Genomic DNA, 20,326 nt, shown 5'->3' with positions numbered 1-20,326 from the left:
TCTTCCCGACCCTCAAGCGCTCCGGGTGAGCATGTCCTGGGCGGCCGCCCCTCGGCCGGGCGAAGGCGGCTCCAGTCATCCACCACGAGGTCGAACGTGGGGATCACCGGGTACTCGATCGAGGGTCTGCGCCCGCTGTGCGCCAGGCCTGGTCACCCGCTGGTGCCGAACCATTTCGCGGTGACCCTGGTTATGCCTGGGGCTCTGCCTCGGGGCCGACCTTGGTCGGGTCGGCTTTTGTCTGGTTGCTTTGTTCGTTGGGCTCCCGGTCGGCGCGGGCGCAGGTTAGGGCCAGGAGGGGCATGAGGGTGATGAGGCCGTAGGTGGCTAGCCGTATGCCGTAGTCGTTGACCACGGCGCCGATCGCGCACGTGGTGAGGACGGCCGCGAGGGTGGGGCGCAGGGTCGGCCACTGGCGCAGCGCGGCGTCCAGGCCGGCGGGCGAGAACCGGTGCGGCCAGGCGAGCGCCAGCACCAGGAGCACCAGGACGAAGGCCGTGCCCCAGGCCAGTGGGCCGCCTGTCAGGGAGGACAGCGCGTAGCCCGCCTTGCGGTCGATGAGCTGCCACGCCTCGCCTTCGAGGACGTCCTGGACGAAGCGTCCGGCGTGCGTGCGTGAGGACGCGGGGCGCAGCCAGTCCGCCACCGCTACGGCGGCGACCACCGCCACCGCGGCCGACCCGACGCCGACTAGCCGCATCGGTGTCAGCCGCACCCCGGCGACGGCGAGGGCCAGCACCGCCACCCCGGGGATCAGCGCCAGGCCGCCGCCCACGTCGGCGCCCCAGGCGGGCCAGGTGTCGACGGCCACCGCGACGGCCCCGATCCCGGCGACGGCGGCGCCGGCCGCCCGGCGGCGGCCACGGGCGGTCAGCTCGGCGGCGACGGCACCGGCGAGCACCAGCGCGGCGACGGCGAAGACGGCGAAGGTGGAGTTGCCGAACCCGTAGTAGCGCCCGCCGTACAGCGCCGAGGGCCCGAACGGGCTGCCGCGGTGCAGGAGCGTGCCGGTCGCGGCGTCCACGACCAGCACACTGAACGTCAGCAGGGTCACCGCGAGCGGCACCCGCCACAGCGGACGTGCGGGCAGCAGCCATGCCGGCACGGACGCCAGCACGATGGTGACCGCCAGGGCCGCCCACAGTCCCGCGTCCGGGGACGGTACGTGCCACCAGCGGGTCAGCGACATCAGGTACACCGACACGGGCAGCACCGAGAACGCGAGCGCGGCGTGGATGAAGAGGCGTCTCAGCCGGGGCCCGGCCGGGCCCGCCGGGAGGCGGCGCCGGACGGCCAGCGCAGTGGCGTACAGGGCCAGTTGGGTCGCGGCCACCACGAGCAGCAGCATCGCCGACCAGCGGCGCAGCGTCTGGTCGGTGGTGGTGAGGGCGCCGAGTTCGTGGACGGCCGTCGTCGCGTCGGCGGGACGCGCGCGGCCCAGTGAGACCGGCGCGCCGCTGAACTCGGCGGGCTCGGGGGCGCCGACCGCCGCCAGCAGGGTGCTCGGCACGTCCAGCAGCCGCACGATCCCGCCCCAGCGGGTGGAGGAGACCGTCAGCAGCGCCGGGGCGGTGCGGGCGTCGGTCGCCGGGCCGTCGACCATGCTCACCGCGAGGTACGGCGTGCCGCCCGGCGGTTCGGAGACGCCCTGCACGAGCACGGTGGCCCGGCCCTGGACGCGCTCCAGCACGTCGCCCGCGAACGTGTCGACGCGGGCCAGCGAGTTCAGCCTGCCGGAGCCGGACTCCACGACCTGGCCGCCGTCGATCACCGTGACCGGGCAGCCGAACGCGGAGTCCGTCACGGTCGCGCTGTAGCGGCCGACGGTACCGTCCGGTTTGGCCAGCGCGATCGCGGCGCCGGGGCCGATGGCGGTCTCGCATCCCTCGTGCTCGGCGAGCGCCTTTCCCAGGGCGCCGGGGCGGGGGGAGAACTCCGACCGGCGCTGGGCGTCGACGAGTTCGTCCCACCGCTCCACCCGGGCGCCGCCGCCGGCCGTCCGCACGGGCGGGAGCGGCGCGCACTCGTCGTCATCGGTGCGCGGTCCCACGCTGGACTGCCCCGCCGACAGCGACAGCCAGCCGTCGGACGCGCAGGCCGGGCCGCCGGTGGTGCGGACCGTCGCGGCAGCCGCGGCGGCGCCCCCGGCGAGCACGCGCCACAGGTTCGGGGTCTGATCGGGCCGGATGTCGCCCCAGGCCAGCCCGGCGACGCCGATGACCACGACCGGGGCGCGCACCGGCTGCGGGTCGCCCTGCGAGCGGCCCGCGAACTGCACCGCGGCCGAGCCGATGACCAGGCACAGGAGCACGGCCGACCAGGCGACCGCGATTCGGGCAGAGCCCCGCCGCGCCTCGTTGATCATGCGGCCAGACTCCAGGAGCCCGGCCGCCGCCGCAACCGGAACGCCCCGGTTCGAGCCGAAACGTAACAGTTATTACTGGCGGGCTTCCGCGGGAGCGCAGGTCACCAGTTCGCCTTCGCGGTGGCCTCCTCGGCCTGGGCGCGCAGCGCGCGGATCGCCTCGGCCGGGTCGTCGGCGCCGTAGACGGCGCTGCCCGCGACGAAGACGTCCGCGCCCGCCTCGGCGCAGCGCTCGATCGTCTCGGCGCTGACGCCGCCGTCCACCTGGAGCCAGACGGGCAGGTCGCGGCCCTTGATCAGCTCCCGGGCCCGGCGGACCTTCGGCAGGACGACGTCCAGGAACTTCTGGCCGCCGAAGCCCGGCTCCACGGTCATCAGCAGGAGCATGTCGATCTCGCCGAGGAGGTCTTCGAAGCCGTCCACGGGGGTGGCCGGGTTGACGCCGAGCCCCGCGCGCGCGCCGGCGGAGCGGATGGCGCGCAGGGTGCGGATGGGGGCCTTCGCCGCCTCGGCGTGGATGGTGACGCTCTTCGCGCCCGCCTCGGCGTACTCCGGCGCCCAGCGGTCGGGGTCCTCGATCATCAGGTGGCAGTCCAGCGGCAGCGGGCTGTGCTCCAGCAGCGCCCGGACGACCGGCAGGCCCAGGGTGAGGTTCGGGACGAAGTGGTTGTCCATGACGTCGACGTGGACCCAGTCGGCGGAACCGGAGATGCGCGCGATCTCCTCGGCCAGGCGGGCGAAGTCGGCGGACAGGATGCTGGGTGAGATCTGAGGAGCCATGATGGCCCGAGTCTATTGGCGCAGTTCCGCCCGGCCCTCACCCGCCCGGGTGATGCCGGGGGTGGGGCGGGCGGCCAGGCGCAGCCGGACGAACGCCTCCGGCGCCCCGGCGATGACCCACAGCGTGAGGAGCGCCTGCACGGCGAACGCCCGGAGCGGGTCCTCGGCGCCTGGCAGGGCGTTCAGCGCGGCGATGAGGGCGGCGCCGGCGAACCCCAGCGGCAGGCGGGCCAGCCGCTGCCAAGGCTTCCCCCCGGGGTCGAACCAGCCGCGTGCCGCGAGGATGGACAGGCCCGCGACCACGCCGCCGAGCCCGCCCGCCGCTCGCGCGGGGTCGGTCAGGGTGACGGACTCGGTCCGCCCGCCGGCCGCGATGACGGCGTCCGCCCAGGCTTGGGGCCACTGCCAGTTCTCCAGCGGATGCCACACGACCCAGGCCGCGCCCAGCAGCAGCAGAGCCATCGCCAGTGAGAGCCCCAACTGCACCGCCAGATGCCGCCGGGCCCACCACGGGACGACGATGGGTTCCAGCGCGAGGACGGCCACCAGGAAGGCCAGGCCGATGGCCCATCCGGCAAGGACCTGGCCGGTCGAGTGGACGCCCAGATAGACGCGGGACACGCCGATCAGGACGATGATGACGGCGGCCCCCGCCCAGACGAGCCGGCGCCTGCTCTGCGCGGCGACGAAACCCCACGCCACGATGCCGTTCTGGGCGTGGCCGGACGGCATCCCGAAGGAGGACAGCGCCTGCCTGCCCTTGATGCCGGGGTCCGTCCAGTAGGGGCGCGGCTCGTGGAACACCAGTTTCAAGAGCGTGTTGAGGAGCGCGCCCGATAGCAGGACGACCGCGACCCGCGCCGCCAGGCGCGGCGCGACGCACCAGAAGAGCGCCACCAGCAGCGGAACATAGAAGGCCGAGCTGCCCAGATACGACATGAAGAGCATGAAGCCGGTCAGCACGGGTCCCCCAGGGGTGGGTCAGGTGCGGCGCAGAAGGGCCAGGAACATCGCGTCCGTGCCGTGGCGGTGCGGCCAGAACTGCGCGTAGGGGCCGTCGCCCAGACCGGTGAGGTCCGCGCTGAGCGACGTCAGCACGGCCGGCGCGTCGAGCCGTTCCACGTCCTCGCGCTTGCGTAGGACGTCGTCGACCACGACGCGGGTCTCGGCCAGGTGCGGGGAGCAGGTGACGTAGGCGACCACGCCGCCGGGACGTACCGACTCCAGCGCCGCCGTGAGCAGGCCGCGCTGCAGGTCGCCCAGCTCGGCGACCGCTTCGGGTCCTCTCCGCCAACGGGACTCCGGGCGGCGCCGGAGCGCCCCAAGGCCGGTGCAGGGCGCGTCCACCATGACCCGGTCGAAGACCCCGGGACGCCAGGCGGGTGCGGTGCCGTCGGCCGCGACCACGCCCGCGCGGGCGTCGACCGCGCGCCGGACGAGCCCGGCGCGGTGCGGCTGGACGTCGGCCGCGAGGAGCCGTGCGTCGCGCTGGGTCGCCAGGGCGGACAGCAGCCCCGCCTTGCCTCCCGGACCGGCGCAGAGGTCGGCCCAGCGTGCGTCCCGGCCGTCCAGAGGGGCCTCGGCCAGCGCCAGGGCGACCATCTGGCTCGCCTCGTCCTGAACGGCCGCACGTCCTTCCCGGACGGCGCCGATGCCCGCGGGGTCACCCTCGGGCAGCACGGCCGCGTAGGGCGAGTACGGGGCGGGCTCGGCGCCGGCCTCGTACAGCTCCTGGAGCGCGGCGCGGCCGGGACGGGCGACGAGCGTCACCCTGGGGCGGGCGTTGTCGGCCGCGAGGAGCTCTCCGATCTCGCCGGGGCCGACGGCGTCGCGCAGCGCGGACACGATCCACTTGGGATGGCTGTGCGCGATCGAGAGCCGGGTCGTGGGGTCGGCGCCGGCGGGCGCCACGATCTCCAGCCAGGCGTCCATGTCGCGGGTCGCGACCTTGCGCAGCACCGCGTTGGCGAACTTCGCCTGGCCGGGGCCCGCCACCGAGCGGGCCAGCTCCACGGCCGTCCCCACGGCGGCGTGCGGCGGGATGCGGGTGGCGAGGATCTGGTGCGCGCCGAGGCGCAGGACGTCCAGCAGCGGGGCGTCGATCCGGCGCAGCTCGCGGTCGCTGCACAGCGCGAGGATCGCGTCGTAGGTGCCGCGGCCGCGCAGCGTCCCGTAGGTCAGCTCGGTGGCGAGGGCCGCGTCGCGTCCGGTCAGGGCGCGTTCGTGCAGGCGCTTGGGCAGCAGGAGGTTCGCGTACGCGTCGCGGGTATCGACCGCGCGGATCACGTCGAACGCCGTGCGGCGGACCAGGTCCTGCGGGCGTCCCGTCCTGCGGGGACCGCCGGGCCTGCGGTTCGGGGCGTGGCGGCGGTTGCGGGCGGGTGGCATCAGTTCAGCGCGTCCTTGCCGGTGAGGTCGAGGCCGCGCGCCCAGTCGGCGGCGGCCATGGGCCGCTTGCCCTGCGGCTGGACGTCGCCGAGCCTGACGGGGTGCGTGGCCGTTCCCACCAGTACCTCGTTCTTCCCGGCGCGGATCTCGCCGGGCGCGAGCTTCTCCGCGTCCGGTGCCAGGCGGACCGGCCCCAGCTTGAGGCGCGCGTCGCGAAAGGTCGTCCACGCGCCGGGGGCGGGCGTGCAGGCGCGCACGAGGCGGTCGATGTGCAGGGCGGGGGTCCCCCAGTCGACGCGGGCGTCCTCGGGCGTGAGCTTCGCCGCGTGGGACACGCCCTCGGTCGGCTGCGGGCGGGGTTCGAGGACGCCCGCCTCGATGCCGTTCATGGTGTCCAGCAGCAGGGTCGCCCCGGCGACGGCGAGCCGCTCCAGCAGTTCACCCGAGGTGTCGGTCGGCCGGATCGGCTCGGTGAGCACCCCGTAGACCGGGCCGGTGTCGAGGCCCTCCTCGATCTGGAACGTGGCCGCGCCGGTCACCTCGTCGCCGTGCAGGATCGCGCGCTGGACGGGCGCCGCGCCGCGCCAGGCGGGCAGCAGCGAGAAGTGCAGGTTCACCCAGCCGTACCGCGGGATGTCCAGGGCCTCGCGGGGCAGCAGCGCCCCGTAGGCGACGACGGGGCAGCAGTCGGGCGCGATCTCGCGGAGCCGGTCGAGGAACTCGGGGTCACGGGCCTTGGCGGGCTTGAGCACCTCGATGCCGGCCTCGGCGGCGAGCTCGGCCACCGGGGAGGCGCTGAGCCGCCGCCCGCGGCCCGACGGGCGGTCGGGGCGGGTCACGACCGCGGCCACCTCGTGCGAGGAGCCCAGCAGCGCCGTCAGCGCCGGGAGCGCGGTGTCCGGGGTGCCCGCGAAGACCAGCCGCACCTAGATCGCCTGCCCGAGGGTCCGATGCGGCGACTCCTTGACGACCGGGACCGGGTCGCCGAACCACTCGGCCTCCCGGATCGCCTTCATCGCGGCCTTGCGCTGCTCGGGGTCCATCCGGTCGATGAAGATGATCCCGTCGAGGTGGTCGGTCTCGTGCTGGACGCAGCGGGCCAGCAGGTGCGTGCCCTCCAGCGTGATGGGCTCGCCGTGCATGTTGAAGCCCTTGGCCACCACCCCGACCGAGCGGGGCGTGGGGAACGCGAGGCCGGGCAGGGACAGGCAGCCCTCGTCGTCGGTCTCCTGCTCGTCGGTCAGGTCGAGCGTGGGGTTGACCAGGTGCCCGAGGCGGTCGTCGACGTAGTAGGTGAACACCCGGAGGCCCACGCCGAGCTGCGGTGCCGCCAGGCCCGCGCCGGGAGCGTCGATCATCGTGTCGGTGAGGTCCTTGACGAGCTGGCGCAGCTCCTTGTCGAAGTCCTTCACCGGCTCCGCGGGCGTGCGCAGCACGGGGTCGCCGAAGAGGCGGATGGGCTTGACGGCCAACGGGGACTCCGTTCCCTGCATGTCTGCTGTCGTTCTGGCGATGCGGCAGGCGTCCTGCCGGTGTGCCGTCCAGTCTACGGAGACATCCGGCGGTGATTCACACGCCGCGATGCTCCCCCTGGCGCGCCGAACGCGCCTTGTAGGCGGCGGTACGGGCGGCCTTGGCGGTCGCCTTGTCGGGATGGTGCGCCCCCAGCGCCTCCAGGACGTCGGCCGCGCCCGGGTGCTCCGTGCGCCACAGGTCCTCGACCATGTCCTTCATCTCCGCCTCGGGCGGGGCGTCGATGAGGGCGGCCGCGACCGCCTCCGCCGGTTCGGCGGTCTCCAGCATCCCCGCGACGGTGTCGACGAAGACCCACAGGTACTCCTCGCGGGCCAGCTCCCGCCCGGACGGGTCGCCGACGGCGTTCAGCCAGAGCGCGGCGTAGGGCGAGACCAGCGGGTGCTCACGCGCGGCGCGCACCACCCCGGCGGCCTCCGGCCCGATGCGGTGCAGGACGGCCGCGGCGAGGTTGCGGGCGCCGGGCCCGCCGGTGCGCATGACGTCCAGCAGGTCGGCGGCGGCGTCCTTGGGGTCGTGGGCGGCCAGCCAGCCTTCGATCTCCTCGTCGGCGGCGTCGGGCCGGTACCAGGTGAGCCCGGCGATCAGCTCGGACGCGCGGGCCCCGGCCAGCTCGCCGATGACCGGAGCGGTGAACCCGTCCGCCACCAGCAGCTCCCGGACGGCCCAGACGCCGAGCGGCGTCAGCGCGAGCCCCTCGCCGGACGGCTCGACGATCCCCCATTCCCGCAGGGTCTCCAGCTCCAGCCGCACCGCGTCGCGGACCAGGGCGCCCATGGCCTCGGCGTCGGAGAGGTCGTAGGCCTCCTCGACGTGGCCGAGCAGCGCCCCGGCCAGGATCTCCGGCTCCGTGGGCTGCTCCTGCTCGTACAGGTGGATGAGGACGCCGGTCAGCTCGTTCTGGACGAGCTCCACCGCGTCCAGGCCGTCGGCGTAGTCGTGGCCCGGCACCACCATCGACTCGAACAGCGGCAGCCAGGCGGAGAGGAACTCCTCGTCGTCCTCGGAGCCGAGGCGCGGGTGCGCCGGGCCTGGTCCGGCACTGCCGTTCTCAGCGGTGATGACGTCGGCCTCGACGGCGGCCCACCACAGGCGCTCCAGCTCGCCGTGGTCCTCCACCTGCCCGTGGCGGCGCGGGACCTCCAGTCCGAGGGCGGCCTCGGCCGCGTCGATGTCCTCGTCGCTGAGCGTGTCGTGCTCGGTGAGGGTGCGCTCCCCCGTCCAGCCGGCGAGGGCCAGGACGGCCTCGGTCAGGCGGGACGCGCGCGCGGCGGCGGCCACCACGTCCATCGGCGCCTGCCGGACCGGCGGGACGACCAGCTCGCCCGCCCGCCGCAGGTACTCCTCGGTGCGGGCGTAGCGCTCGGCCTCCGGAAGCTCCTCGAACGCGCGCACCCACGCGTCGACGGCCTCCTTGTCGTCCAGCGAGACCCCGTCGGCCTGCATCAGCCCGCCGATCACCTCGGCGGCGGCCTGCCGCTCCTCGCTGTCGACGGCGGCCACGACCTCGGCGAACTCGGGCCCGGTCCGGTCGATCTCCGCGGCCAGCGCGGCGGCGTCCGGCTCGGCGACCGCGCCGGTGTCGCGCAGATGGCCGACGATCTTGCGGAAGGCGTCCAGGACGGTCGGGACGTCGTCGCTCCCGGCGACCACCGTCTCGGGGAAGACCTCCAGCAGCAGCTCGCGGACCCCTTCCGGGGTCAGCTCGCCCGGCCCCGCGAGGCCCATCTCGTCGTGCGCCAGGCCGAGCAAGATGCGGACCCCTTGCTCGTCCAGCGCCTCGCCGCGTTCGTCCGCCCACCGCCGCAGGTCGCCGGCGGTGCTCTCCACCCAGTTGTCGGCCACCCGAGAACCCTATTGCTCAGATCAGCTCCAGGGGGTCGATCTGCACGCGTACGGTCTCCGTGGCTTTACGCGCGCTGCGCACACCTTGGGCTTCCTTCAGTGCGCGCGCCAAAGCATGGCCCGCCGGACGGGGCACCCGTACCAGCGCACGCTCCTTCTCCTGGGCTCCGGTTCCCGCCTGCCCGGCGGGGACCGGCACCGGGACCGGCCCGAGCACCTCCGCCCCCTCCGGCAGCCGGGCATCGGCCAGCAGCTCCCGGATCGCCGCCGGGGAGCCGGTGAGCGACGCCATCCGCGCGGCGGGCGGGAACCCCGCCTCCCTCCGCTCGGCCAGCTCGCGCTCGGCGTACGTGGCCGCATCCCACCGGACGAGCGCCTGCACGGGCGCGAGCGACCCCTCGGCCGCGACGATGACCGGCCCCTGCGGGCGGACCAGCGACGCCGCGTTCATCCAGCGCCGCAGCGCCTCCTCACCGGCGCGCAGATCGGGGCGGCCCAGCAGGACCCAGCCGTCCAGCAGCAGCGCGGCCCTGTAGCCCTCGTCCGCCGGGGGCTCCGCCCCTGGCGTGGACACCACGAGAGCACGCTCCGGGCCGACCCGGTCGAGAATCGCGTCGCGGCCGGACGTGCGTACGGGGACGCCGGGGAACGCCCTGCCGAGTTCCTCCGCCGTGCGCTTCGCCCCCACGACGACGGCGCGCACCTGGAAGAAGCCGCACTCGGGGCAGTGCCAGTCGCCCGCGATGCGTCCGCACCAGCGGCAGTAGGGAGCCGCATGGGACGAGGCCAGCGACAGCGGCCCCTGGCACGCCTGGCACCGGGCGGGCTCCCGGCAGCGCCCGCACGCGATGCCGGGGACGTAGCCGCGCCTCGGCACCTGCACCAGGACGGGGCCGTCCTGCAGGGCGCTCCTGGCGGCCTCGAAAGCGACGTTCGGCAGGCGTGCCGTACGGGCGGCGGCGTCACGTGCTAGCTGCGCGTCCTCACCCACGTACCGGACGCGGGGCATCGCCGCCCGCACACGCTCACGGCCGGCCGCGAGAGCGTGCGCCCAGCCGGTCTCCACCAGCTGGGTGGCGTCGGTGGTCCGGGTGAAGCCGCCGATGAGCGCGCCTGCGTTCGCCCTGTGCGCGCGCAGCGCGAGGACGTCGCGGGGGTGCGGGTACGGCGCGTGGGGTTCGGCGTGGACGTCGTCACCGTCGTCCCACAGCACGACCAAGCCCAGGTCGGCTACGGGGGCGAACATGGCCGCGCGTGTGCCGACGACCGCCCGCGCCCTGCCGCGCAGCACGGCGAGCCACCTGCGGTAGCGCTCCGCCGGGCCGAGTTCCGCCGTCAGGGCGACGTGCGAGCCCTCCCCCAGCTCCGCCTTCAGGGCGGCGTCGACGCGCGCCACGTCGCGGCCATCGGCCACCACGACGATCGCACCGCGCCCACCGCGCAGAGTGGCGGCGACCGCGCGCGCTATGGCGGCCGTCCACTCGGGCCCCGGCAGCGCCGACCAGACGGCGCGCGGCGCCCTCCCGTCGGCGAGCGCGCTCAAGAAGGACGGCCCGGCCGGATAGTCGCGCCAGGGCCCGGGATCGTCGGAGGCGGCCTCCGCTTCAGCCTCGGAGTCTTCGGGCTCCTCCGGCTCCGGCACGGGTTCGGCCTCCACCCGGGCGTGCCGGGGCGGGACCGCCAGCCGGAGGACGTCCGCGAACGTGCCCGCGTACCGGTCGGCCACCTCCCGGGCCAGGGCGGCGATCTCTGGCGTCAGGACGGCCTCGGAGGACGTCACCCGCTCCAGGAACAGCAGCGTGCCGTCGTGGCCGCTCTCGGCGGCGCGCTCCAGCAGGAACCCATCGACGAGCTGCCCGGCGAAGCGGACCCGCACCCGGCACCCCGGCACCGCCCGGTCGTCCAGCTCGGCGGGCACCAGGTAGTCGAACGGCCGGTCCAGGTGCGGCAGGGACATGTCGACCGCGATCCGCGCCACGGGCAGCTCGCCGGCCGGGCTCCGCGCCCCCTTGCGCCCGCCCGCCTTCTTCGACTTGCCGGGCTTACCAGGCTTGTCCGTCTTGCCCGCCTGGTCGGCTCCGCCGGCAGGAGCCCGGGGAAGGTCGTCCAGCCCCGGGATCAGGTCCGTCCCCCCGCCGTCCTTCGTCACGCTCCCCGTCCTACCAGATGCACCCGACGGCCAGATGCACCCCGACGGCCAGATGCACCCGACCACCGGACGGGCACGCTAGGGTTGATCCGTTTGAACCGGGCGCGTGCCCGCCGGCCCATTGCCCGCCGCCCCCTCCGCGCCCCGCCGTCCGACGAGCCCGTGCAGGCGATGTGACCACAGCGCATACTCCAGAGCGGGCGGACGCCCCGGTCCGGCCTGGATCGCCGCGCCGTCCCGCCCGCCCCTCGCCCGACTGGAAGAAGTGGAAGAGGCGCGCGCGCCACCCGGTGGTGGCCGCCTCGGCGGCGGCGGCCGTCCTCCACCTGGTCTGGGCCCTCGCCCTCGCCACCGAGGGAGGCGACCTCGCGGCCCAGGCCGCGTGGACCGACTTCGCCTGGAAGCACCCCGGCGCCGCCTACAGCTTCGCCTGGTACGGCGGGATGCACCCGGTGTCCTACAGCGTCCTGTCGCCGTACCTGATGGCGCTGTTCGGCATCCGCACGGTCGCGGTGGTGACGGGCACGCTCTCCGCCGCACTGACCGGCCACCTGCTCAAGAAGTTCCGGGCCCCGGTGGCGCTGCCAGCATCGCTGTGGGCCGCGTTCGCACTGTCGTGCAACACCGCCTCGGGGCGCGTGACCTTCGGGCTGGGCCTGACGTTCGCCCTCATGGCGACGATCGCCGCGTTCACACCGCGCGGCACGCCCGGCCTGCGCGCCGCCGGGATGGTCGGCTTCAGCGTGCTCGCCTCGCTCGCCAGTCCGGTCGCCGGCCTGTTCCTGCTGGTGCTGGCCGCCGCGCTGTTCCTGACCGGGCGCCGCCGCGCGGGCGTCTGCCTCGCCGTCGGCCTCCCCCTCGTGGTGGGCACCACCAGCCTGCTGTTCCCCTTCAGCGGGGTGCAGCCGATCTCGCTCACCGCCATCGTGCTGCCCGCCGTCACCAGCGTCATCGCGATGCTGCTGTGCGCGCCCAAGACGTGGACGTTCGTGCGCGTCGGCGCGGGCGTCTACCTGACCGGAATCCTGCTGACCTGGCTGATCCCCTCCCCCGTCGGCAGCAACGTCGAGCGCCTGGCGCTGCTGTTCGGCGGCATGTTCCTGCTGTCGGCGGTGGCGCGCGCGCAGGGCCTGGTCCGGATCGCGGTGCTGTCGCTGGCGTTCATCGTCACCGCGTCCTGGCAGGTCGTGAAGCCCGTGGACGACCTGATCCACACCGAGCCCGCGGCGGCCGCCGCCGCACACGCGCGCGGCCTCGTGGCCGAACTCGACGCCCTCGGCGCCGGCGACGCGCGCATCGAGGTCGTGCCGCTGCGCTCCCACTGGGAGTCGGCCGGCCTCAGCCGCCACTTCGTGCTGGCGCGCGGCTGGAACCGCCAGGTCGACGCCGAGCGGCACGAGCTGTTCTACGAGGACGGCGCGCTGACGGCCGACTCCTACCGAGACTGGCTGCACGAGTGGTCCGTGCAGTACGTCGTCCTGCCCGAGCAGGAGGTCGACTGGTCGGCGCAGGAGGAGGCCGCCCTGGTCGAGCGGGGCCAGCCGTACCTCACGGAGGTCTGGCGGGACGAGCACTGGCGCCTGTTCCGCGTCGCCGACCCGACGCCGCTGGTCGACCGCCCGGCGTCCGTCCAGGAGCTCACCGCGGGCGAACTCGTCGTCGACATGCCGTCCAAGGGGTCCGTCCTCGTGCGGGTCTCCTGGTCGCCGTGGCTGAGCGCCACGGGCGGGGACGGCTGCCTGGCGCGCGCGGGCGACTTCGTCCGGCTCACGGCGCGTGAGCCCGGCCGGTACACCATCGCCGCCCGCTACGGCCTCCACCGCGGCAACCACTGCCCCTCCTGAGCGGAGACGCGAAGAGGGCCCCGGGTTAGCCCCGGGGCCCTCTCTGCGCGGCTGTCAGAGACCGGCGGCGGAGGCCAGGTCCTTGGCGCGGTCGGTCGACTCCCAGGAGAAGTCGGGCTCCGACCGGCCGAAGTGGCCGTACGCGGCGGTCTGCGAGTAGATCGGGCGGAGCAGGTCCAGGTCGCGGACGATCGCGGCCGGGCGCAGGTCGAAGACCTCGTCCACGGCCTTCTCGATCTTCTCGGGGGCGACCTTCTCGGTGCCGAACGTCTCCACGAACACCCCGACCGGGTGCGCCTTGCCGATCGCGTACGCGACCTGGACCTCGGCGCGGTCGGCGAGCTGCGCGGCGACGATGTTCTTGGCGACCCAGCGCATCGCGTACGCGGCGGACCGGTCGACCTTGGACGGGTCCTTGCCGGAGAACGCGCCGCCGCCGTGCCGGGCCATGCCGCCGTAGGTGTCGACGATGATCTTGCGGCCGGTGAGGCCCGCGTCGCCCATCGGGCCGCCGATCTCGAAGCGGCCCGTCGGGTTGACCAGCAGCCGGTACCCGTCGGTGTCGAGGTCGAACTGCGCGAGCACCGGGTCGACCACGTGCTCCTTCACGTCCGGGGCGAGCAGCTCCTTCAGGTCGATGTCGGGAGCGTGCTGGCTGGACACCACGACGGTGTCGAGGCGGACGCCGCGGTCGCCGTCGTACTCGATGGTGACCTGGGTCTTGCCGTCCGGGCGCAGGTAGGGGACGTCGCCGCTCTTGCGGACCGCCGACAGCCGCTGCGCGAGCCGGTGCGCCAGCGTGATCGGCAGCGGCATCAGCTCGGGCGTCTCGCTGGTGGCGTAGCCGAACATCAGGCCCTGGTCGCCGGCGCCCTGCCGGTCGAGCTCGTCGACGCCCTCGCCCTCGCGGGCCTCGTAGGCGTCGTCGACGCCCTGCGCGATGTCGGGCGACTGCGCGCCGATGGACACCGACACGCCGCAGGAGTGCCCGTCGAAGCCCTTCTTGGACGAGTCGTAGCCGATCTCCAGGATCTTCTCCCGGATCACCCCGGGGATGTCGACGTAGGTCTCGGTGGTGACCTCGCCGGCCACGTGCACCTGGCCGGTCGTGATCAACGTCTCGACGGCGACCCGGCTCTTCGGGTCGTCCTTGAGCATCGAGTCGAGGATCGCGTCACTGATCTGGTCCGCGATCTTGTCCGGGTGTCCTTCGGTCACGGACTCGGAGGTGAACAGGCGGCGAGACACGTACGTGAACTCCTTGCAGCGGCTGCTGACTGACGTCGCAGGACGGATATGTCATCGAGTTCGGCGGGGACGTCCCCCGCGCGTAGTCCAATGGGCGGTGTCCGGGTGGTCCGAGCTTCAGGCCCGCAGTCTAGCCCGATCGGGGTCGGGCGCCGGTAGTGACTCGGTCGAGCCGGGAGCCTCCGATCAATCGGTGGTGGGCGGGTCCAGGCGGGCGGCGACGAGGTCCCAGACGACCTCGGCGAGGGCGTCCTTCGCGCCGCGCGGCACCTCGGTCTGCGAGCCGTCCGCGCCGAGGATGACGGCCTCGTTGTCGGGGCGCCCGAAGGTCAGGTTCTCGCCGACCTGGTTGACGACGAGGAGGTCGCTGCCCTTGCGGGCGAGCTTGGCGCGGCCGTTGGCGAGGACGTCGTCGGTCTCGGCGGCGAAGCCCACGATCACCTGCCCTGGGCGGCGGTCGCGGCCCAGCTCGGCCAGGATGTCGGGGTTCTTGACGAGCCGGATCGGCTCCGGCTCGGCGCCCTCCGCCTTCTTGATCTTGGAGGCGCGGTAGCCGGACGGCCGGAAGTCGGCGACGGCGGCGGCCATCACGACCGCGTCGGCGCCGGGCGCGGCCGCCAGCACGGCCTTGTGCATCTCCTCCGCCGAGCCGACGGCGACGACCTCGGCGCCGGCGGGGTCGGGCAGGGCGACGTTCGCCGAGACGAGCGTCACCCGGGCGCCGCGCGCCGCGGCGGTGCGGGCGAGCGCGTAGCCCTGCAGCCCGGACGAGCGGTTCCCGATGAACCGGACCGGGTCGATCGGCTCGCGGGTGCCGCCGGCGGACACCACGACATGGCGCCCGGCCAGGTCGCGGCCGCCGGTGCCGCGGGCCAGGACGTGCCGCGCCACCTCGAACAGCTCGGCCGGGTCGGGCAGCCGGCCGGGGCCGGTGTCCTTGCCGGTGAGCCGCCCGGACGCGGGCTCCACCACGACCGCGCCCCGGGACCGCAGCGTCGCCACGTTGGCGCGGGTCGCGGGGTGCTCCCACATCTCGGTGTGCATCGCGGGCGCGAACACGACCGGGCAGCGGGCGGTGAGCAGGGTGTTGGTGAGCAGGTCGTCGGCCAGCCCCTGTGCGGCCCGGGCCAGCAGGTCGGCGGTGGCGGGCGCGACGAACACCAGGTCGGCGTTCTGGCCGAGCCGGACGTGCGGCACCTCGGCGACGCCGTCCCACACCTGCGAGGACACCGGATTGCCGGACAGCGCGGCCCAGGTCGGCTCGCCGACGAACCGCAGCGCGTCGGCGGTCGGGACCACGGTCACGTCGTGGCCGGACTCGGTGAGCCGCCGGAGCAGCTCGCACACCTTGTACGCGGCGATGCCCGCGCTCACGCCGAGGACGACGCGCGGCTTTCGGGAGGTCATGCAGTCACGATCCCATCGCGCGCCCGGAGAGCCTGCGGCGGGGGTGCGGCACCCCCCGCGGAGCCCCGCGGGCGCCTGCGGAGGCGGCCGCGCGCCGACGTGCGGCATCGGCGGCCACGGTCCGCTAGCCCTCGATGGGCTCGGCGTTCAGCAGTCCCTCGCGCGTCTCGCGGAGCGCGATCGACAGCGGCTTCTCCTGCACCTGGGTCTCGACGAGCGGGCCGACGTACTCCAGCAGGCCCTCGCCCAGCTGGGCGTAGTAGGCGTTGATCTGCCGGGCGCGCTTGGCCGCGATGCTCACGAGGCCGTACTTGGTGTCGACGACCTCCAGGAGCTCGTCGATCGACGGGTTGGTGATGCCCTCGTTGCTGGCTGCCACTCGGTGGCCTTCCACTGGTAGGTCGCTTACTGGACAGCCATCAAGGCTAGCAGCTCATCGCACACGTCCTGGACGGACGTGTTGACCAGGGTGACGTCGAACTCCTTCTCGGCGGCCAACTCCACGCGGGCCGCCTCGAGGCGGCGCTCGATGACGTCCGGGGGCTCGGTGCCGCGGCCGGTGAGCCGGCGGACCAGCTCCTCCCAGCTCGGCGGGGCGAGGAACACCAGCCGCGCCTGCGGCATGGACCGGCGGACCTGGCGGGCGCCCTGCAGGTCGATCTCCAGGAGCACCGGCTCGCCGCGGGCGAGGCGCTCCTCGACGGGCCGGCGGGGGGTGCCGTAGCGGTTCCCCGCGAACTCGGCCCATTCGAGGAGCTCCCCTTCGGCGACGAGCCGGTCGAAACCGGCGTCGTCGACGAAGAAGTACTGCACACCATCGGTCTCACCCGGGCGGGGGGCCCGGGTGGTCACCGAGACCGACAGCCACACCTCGGGGTGCGAGCGCCGGATCTCGGCGACGACCGTGCTCTTGCCGACGCCCGACGGCCCGGACAGGACCGTCAGCCGCCGCGCGAGCGGGCCATGCGTGCTGGAGCCCTCCGGCGCAGACATGGGTGCGCCGGAACCGGGCGGGATGGAGCCGGCGCCGGGTCGCCCCGGACCGGCCGCGGCGGCCTGACCGCCGCGCCCGCCCGCGAGTCGCGCGTCAGCGGTTCGCACTTCCGCCGAACTCACGCTCCAGGGAGGCGCGCTGGTTGGCGCCGAGGCCCCGCACACGGCGGGACTCGGCGATGCCCAGGCGCTCCATGATCTGCTTCGCACGGACCTTGCCCACACCGGGCAGCGATTCCAGGAGGGCCGACACCTTCATCTTTCCGATGACGTCGTCGGACTGACCCTCTTTGAGAACCTCGGCGAGCGAGGTTCCCCCGTGCTTGAGCCGGTTCTTAACCTCGGCCCGCTCCTTGCGAGCCTTGGCAGCCTTCTCCAGGGCTGCGGCGCGCTGTTCGGGGGTTAGGGGCGGAAGAGCCACGCCGGGTCACCTCAGGTTTCCACTCGACGGAGTCGGACGGGTTGGGAAACTAGCGAGTTCACCGCCCATAAGGCAACGTGAAGTGCCGTTTAGCCCACCACAAATTCACGAAAATCACTCCCCGGAGTGTCCTGAATACAGAGTGTACCCAATCTGGAGGGGTCGGCGGCCCATCCCCGCGCCTTGCTGGGACTTTCGCATGATCGTGAAAATCCCCCCAATCCGCCCCCAAATGCGGCACTCGGTACCCTTATGTCGCAGCGGGCCGCGGCCGTCCGGCGGCCGTCCGGCCGCGCTCCGCCGGGCCTCCCGCGGCCCCGGCGGCCGCCCTCCGCCACCCCCTGTGAGGTCTCCCACAAGTGATCCCGACCGAGTGACTCTCGTCACGCCGGGACGTTCCGCACGTCGCGGCGGCACCGTTACTGTCATCCTCGACAACACCCGACCCCGCCAAGATCGTCTCCCGCTCGGAGGGCCGCGCACCGCACCCAGCTCCCCGCCCGCCGCCAGGGCACCGACACGGACGCGGAACGACCGGACGACCCGCCCGGGGCTCCCCCGGCCGGGGAATCGCCGCTCCGCGTGAACGAGTTCCTCGTTCGGCACGTACTCGCAATGCGAACACTCCGTCCCCGCCATTCGCATGCGACTAAAACCACAATGTGCGATCCCACCCGGCTGAGAACGCCTCGAAACTTTCGCGGAATGCGATTCCGCCGCGGGCGTCCGCGATCACCGCAATCGGCGCGGCGGCCCCGCCGGGCGGAGTCAGCCGACGTCGGCGGAGGTGCGCCGCAGCGCGGCCGCGACGGCCGCCGCGGCGGCGCCGGGGTCGGGGGCCCCGGTGATCGGACGCCCGATGACCAGCAGGTCCGCGCCGGCCGCCAGGGCCTCCTCGGGGGTCGCCACGCGCGCCTGGTCCTGGGTGGCGGCGCCGGCCGGGCGGACGCCCGGGGTGATCAGCGTGATGCCGGGGCCGACCTCGGCGCGGACCGCGGCGGCCTCCTGCGGGGAGCAGACGAGCGCCTGCGCGCCCGCCTCGACGGCGAGCACGGCGAGCCGCCGGACGGCGTCCGGCGCGGGCCCGGACAGGCCGATCGCGGCGAGGTCGGCGTCGCCCAGCGACGTCAGGACCGTCACCGCGGCGATCGACGTGCTCGGGGCGGCCTCCACCGCCGCGCGGATCATCGCGGGCCCGCCGGCGGCGTGCACGGTCAGGAAGGACGGCTTGAGCCGCGCCACGGCGCGGGCGGCGCCGCGGACCGTCGCGGGGATGTCGTGGAGCTTGAGGTCGAGGAACACCTGCACGCGGCTGGCGCCGCGGACGCTGGCGATGACGTCCGGCCCGTACCGCAGGTAGAGCTCCAGGCCCACCTTGACGGTGGAGACGTGCGGCGTGACCAGGGTGGCCCAGCGCGCGGCCGTCTCCAGGTCGGGCGCGTCCAGCGCGACGGCGATGGGGGCGGTCACAGTTTCTCCTTCTCGGGCTCTTGCGGGCGCACCTGGGGCGGAACGTACCCGGCGGGCTTGTGCGCGAGGCCGACGGCGTCGGCGAGGCGGCCGATGCGGCGGGCGGCGAGCGCCTCCTCCAGCTCGCGCAGGACGCGCGGCGCGGCCAGGGGGTCGTGGAACACGGCGGTGCCGACGGCGACGGCGGAGGCGCCGGCGAGGATGAACTCCAGCGCGTCCAGGCCGGTGGCGATGCCCCCGACCCCGATGATGGGGGTGCTGGGCAGCGCGGCGTGGACCTGGTAGACGCAGCGGACCGCGATGGGCCGCACCGCGGGCCCCGACAGGCCGCCCGACACGCCGGTGAGGGCGGGCCGGAGCGTCTCTGTGTCGACCGCCATGGCGTCCATGGTGTTGATCAGGGTGAGGCCCTCGGCGCCCGCGTCCACGCAGGCGAGCGCGATCGTGACGATGTCGGTGACGTCCGGGGCGAGCTTGGCGAAGACCGGGACGCCGGGCCGTGCGTGGTCGCGCACGGCCCGGACGACGGACGCGGCGGCGGCCGGGTGCCAGCCGAACACGCGCCCGCGGTCCTCGGCGTTGGGGCAGGCGACGTTGACCTCGATCGCGGCGACGCCGGGGACCCCGCGCAGGCGCCGGGCCATGTCGCCGTACTCCTCGACGCTGTTGCCGGCGACGGAGACGATCGTGCGGGCGTCCTGCTCGATGAGCCACGGCAGGTCGCGCTCCAGGAACGTCTCCACGCCGGGGCCGGGGAGGCCCATGGCGGTGAGGAGGCCGCTCGGCGTCTCGGTCACGCGCGGTGTGGGGCGTCCCGCGCGCGCTTGCGGCATGACGGACGTGGTGACGAACGCGCCCAGGCGGGAGATGTCGAAGAACTGGGCGAGCTCCCGCCCGGTCCCGCCGCACCCGGCGGCCGTCATGACGGGATTGGGCAGCTCCAGCGGCCCGAGTGCCGTCCTGACCCGGTCGCTCACTGGGAACCCCCCTCGGTGACGTTCAGGACGCGCGGCGCGCCGAGCGCGTCGAACGGGATGGTGCCGAGGTCGCCCCACCGGACGCGGTCGCCGCGCAGGACGGGCCCGTCGGCGCACGCGCGGACCATGCGGGTCACGCCGTCGTCGCCGTGGACCGGGAGCATGCACGTCATGCACACCCCGATGCCGCACGCCCCCGTCTGCTGCAGGAACTCCTCGACCGACACCTGCGAGGGCAGCCCGAAGTCTCCGGCGACCTGGGTCACCGACCGGAGCAGGCCCGTCGGGCCGCAGCCGTAGACGACGTCCGCGCCGGTCTCCTCGATGACGCGGGGCAGGACGTCGCGGACGGTGCCCTTCTCCCCCATCGAGCCGTCCTCGGTGGCGACGGTGGCGCTGTCGCCGATCCGCTGCGCCATCCGGGAGCCGAACACCTGCCGGGCGGACGGCCCGCCGAGCACGAAGTGCACCTGGCAGCCGCGCCGCAGCAGGGTGTCGGCGAGTGCGAACACGGCCGCGCCGCCCGGCCCGCCGCCGACAAGGAGGCAGTTCACCGGGTCGCGGGGCAGCCGGAACGGGCGGCCGAGCGGGCCGACGAGGTCGATCTGGTCGCGGGAGCGGCGGCCGGCGAGCCAGCCGGTGCCGGGCTCGGTGTCGGCGAACACCAGCTCGACGGTGCCGCCGTAGTCGGACTTGACCTCGTGGACGCCGAAGCAGCGGCGGACCAGGCGGGACGTGTGCTCGCCGCCGACGGCGAGCGCCACGAACTGGCCGGGCCGGAACCGCTCGGCGATGGCCGGGGCCACCAGCGTCATCGCGTGGTAGTCCTGCACCTGGCGGACCGTCAGCACCGTCGCCGACGTCTGCACCGGCGTGTCGGACACCCGTCTCCCTCTCCTCGTCGTGC

17 protein-coding genes are annotated in these 20,326 nt (G+C 74.4%); 1 reads left to right on the top strand and 16 read right to left on the bottom strand.

The annotated features are described in order from the left end of the window. Window positions 1-190: 190 nt before the first annotated feature. The 8 genes from CHF16_RS01870 to CHF16_RS01835 all read right to left on the bottom strand — a co-directional run bounded on the left by CHF16_RS01870 (window position 191) and on the right by CHF16_RS01835 (window position 11,059). Complete coding sequence (locus CHF16_RS01870) at window positions 191-2,365, bottom strand: hypothetical protein (protein ID WP_089324096.1); 2,175 nt, start codon at window positions 2,363-2,365, stop codon at window positions 191-193. A gap of 101 nt (window positions 2,366-2,466) precedes the next feature. Next, window positions 2,467-3,144, bottom strand: coding sequence for a ribulose-phosphate 3-epimerase (gene rpe, locus CHF16_RS01865; RefSeq protein WP_089324095.1), 678 nt, complete (start codon window positions 3,142-3,144; stop codon window positions 2,467-2,469). A 12-nt stretch (window positions 3,145-3,156) separates the two neighbouring features. Further along, a complete protein-coding gene (locus tag CHF16_RS01860; RefSeq protein ID WP_089324094.1) occupies window positions 3,157-4,107 on the bottom strand; it encodes a phosphatase PAP2 family protein in 951 nt (316 codons plus the stop codon). A gap of 18 nt (window positions 4,108-4,125) precedes the next feature. Next, window positions 4,126-5,532, bottom strand: coding sequence for an RsmB/NOP family class I SAM-dependent RNA methyltransferase (locus tag CHF16_RS01855; RefSeq protein WP_089324093.1), 1,407 nt, complete (start codon window positions 5,530-5,532; stop codon window positions 4,126-4,128). Next, window positions 5,532-6,458: a methionyl-tRNA formyltransferase gene (fmt, locus tag CHF16_RS01850; RefSeq protein ID WP_089324092.1), complete on the bottom strand. Its 927-nt coding sequence runs from the start codon at window positions 6,456-6,458 to the stop codon at window positions 5,532-5,534. Before fmt ends, CHF16_RS01855 begins: the two co-directional genes overlap by 1 nt. Further along, the gene (def, locus tag CHF16_RS01845) at window positions 6,459-7,004 is read right to left on the bottom strand and encodes a peptide deformylase (RefSeq protein ID WP_089324284.1); all 546 of its coding nucleotides are present in this window, start codon (window positions 7,002-7,004) and stop codon (window positions 6,459-6,461) included. A gap of 97 nt (window positions 7,005-7,101) precedes the next feature. After that, window positions 7,102-8,910, bottom strand: a complete 1,809-nt coding sequence (locus CHF16_RS01840; protein WP_143227846.1) for a hypothetical protein — start codon at window positions 8,908-8,910, stop codon at window positions 7,102-7,104. A gap of 16 nt (window positions 8,911-8,926) precedes the next feature. Next, window positions 8,927-11,059 (bottom strand): primosomal protein N', encoded by a 2,133-nt coding sequence (locus CHF16_RS01835; RefSeq protein WP_089324090.1) that lies wholly within the window; start codon window positions 11,057-11,059, stop codon window positions 8,927-8,929. 173 nt (window positions 11,060-11,232) lie between these two features. Between CHF16_RS01835 and CHF16_RS01830 the strand changes: the two genes are divergently transcribed. Next, window positions 11,233-12,903, top strand: a complete 1,671-nt coding sequence (locus tag CHF16_RS01830) for an MFS transporter (protein ID WP_245868143.1) — start codon at window positions 11,233-11,235, stop codon at window positions 12,901-12,903. 54 nt (window positions 12,904-12,957) lie between these two features. Here the strand turns inward: CHF16_RS01830 and metK are convergent, their stop codons facing one another. The 8 genes from metK to CHF16_RS01790 form a co-directional block, all read right to left on the bottom strand. Beyond that, window positions 12,958-14,151 (bottom strand): methionine adenosyltransferase, encoded by a 1,194-nt coding sequence (gene metK / locus CHF16_RS01825; protein WP_089324088.1) that lies wholly within the window; start codon window positions 14,149-14,151, stop codon window positions 12,958-12,960. Window positions 14,152-14,337: 186 nt separating this feature from the next. Next, complete coding sequence (coaBC, locus tag CHF16_RS01820) at window positions 14,338-15,558, bottom strand: bifunctional phosphopantothenoylcysteine decarboxylase/phosphopantothenate--cysteine ligase CoaBC (protein ID WP_089324087.1); 1,221 nt, start codon at window positions 15,556-15,558, stop codon at window positions 14,338-14,340. A 124-nt stretch (window positions 15,559-15,682) separates the two neighbouring features. Continuing rightward, complete coding sequence (gene rpoZ / locus CHF16_RS01815; RefSeq protein WP_021597645.1) at window positions 15,683-15,937, bottom strand: DNA-directed RNA polymerase subunit omega; 255 nt, start codon at window positions 15,935-15,937, stop codon at window positions 15,683-15,685. A 26-nt stretch (window positions 15,938-15,963) separates the two neighbouring features. Continuing rightward, window positions 15,964-16,551: a guanylate kinase gene (gene gmk / locus CHF16_RS01810; protein ID WP_089324086.1), complete on the bottom strand. Its 588-nt coding sequence runs from the start codon at window positions 16,549-16,551 to the stop codon at window positions 15,964-15,966. A 94-nt stretch (window positions 16,552-16,645) separates the two neighbouring features. Beyond that, window positions 16,646-16,972: an integration host factor, actinobacterial type gene (gene mihF / locus CHF16_RS01805; RefSeq protein ID WP_026405770.1), complete on the bottom strand. Its 327-nt coding sequence runs from the start codon at window positions 16,970-16,972 to the stop codon at window positions 16,646-16,648. A gap of 768 nt (window positions 16,973-17,740) precedes the next feature. Further along, on the bottom strand, window positions 17,741-18,442 hold the full coding sequence (gene pyrF, locus CHF16_RS01800) for an orotidine-5'-phosphate decarboxylase (protein ID WP_089324085.1): 702 nt from the start codon (window positions 18,440-18,442) through the stop codon (window positions 17,741-17,743). After that, a complete protein-coding gene (locus CHF16_RS01795) occupies window positions 18,439-19,419 on the bottom strand; it encodes a dihydroorotate dehydrogenase (protein WP_089324084.1) in 981 nt (326 codons plus the stop codon). The genes pyrF and CHF16_RS01795 overlap by 4 nt, the downstream gene beginning before the upstream one ends. Next, entirely contained in the window at window positions 19,416-20,303 is an 888-nt protein-coding gene (locus CHF16_RS01790) for an iron-sulfur cluster-binding protein (RefSeq protein ID WP_089324083.1), read from the bottom strand. The genes CHF16_RS01795 and CHF16_RS01790 overlap by 4 nt, the downstream gene beginning before the upstream one ends. Between the last annotated feature and the right edge of the window lie 23 nt (window positions 20,304-20,326).

Source organism: Actinomadura meyerae, assembly GCF_900188445.1.
Classification (GTDB): domain Bacteria; phylum Actinomycetota; class Actinomycetes; order Streptosporangiales; family Streptosporangiaceae; genus Spirillospora; species Spirillospora meyerae.
This window is presented reverse-complemented; position numbering and strand designations above follow the sequence as displayed.

Excerpts from the sequence above, each read along its gene's own strand:
- coaBC (WP_089324087.1), bottom strand. The coding sequence starts at position 15,558 with ATGACCTCCCGAAAGCCGCGCGTCGTCCTCGGCGTGAGCGCGGGCATC.
- gmk (WP_089324086.1), bottom strand. The coding sequence starts at position 16,551 with ATGTCTGCGCCGGAGGGCTCCAGCACGCATGGCCCGCTCGCGCGGCGG.
- rpe (WP_089324095.1), bottom strand. The coding sequence starts at position 3,144 with ATGGCTCCTCAGATCTCACCCAGCATCCTGTCCGCCGACTTCGCCCGC.
- CHF16_RS01870 (WP_089324096.1), bottom strand. The coding sequence starts at position 2,365 with ATGATCAACGAGGCGCGGCGGGGCTCTGCCCGAATCGCGGTCGCCTGG.
- CHF16_RS01855 (WP_089324093.1), bottom strand. The coding sequence starts at position 5,532 with ATGCCACCCGCCCGCAACCGCCGCCACGCCCCGAACCGCAGGCCCGGC.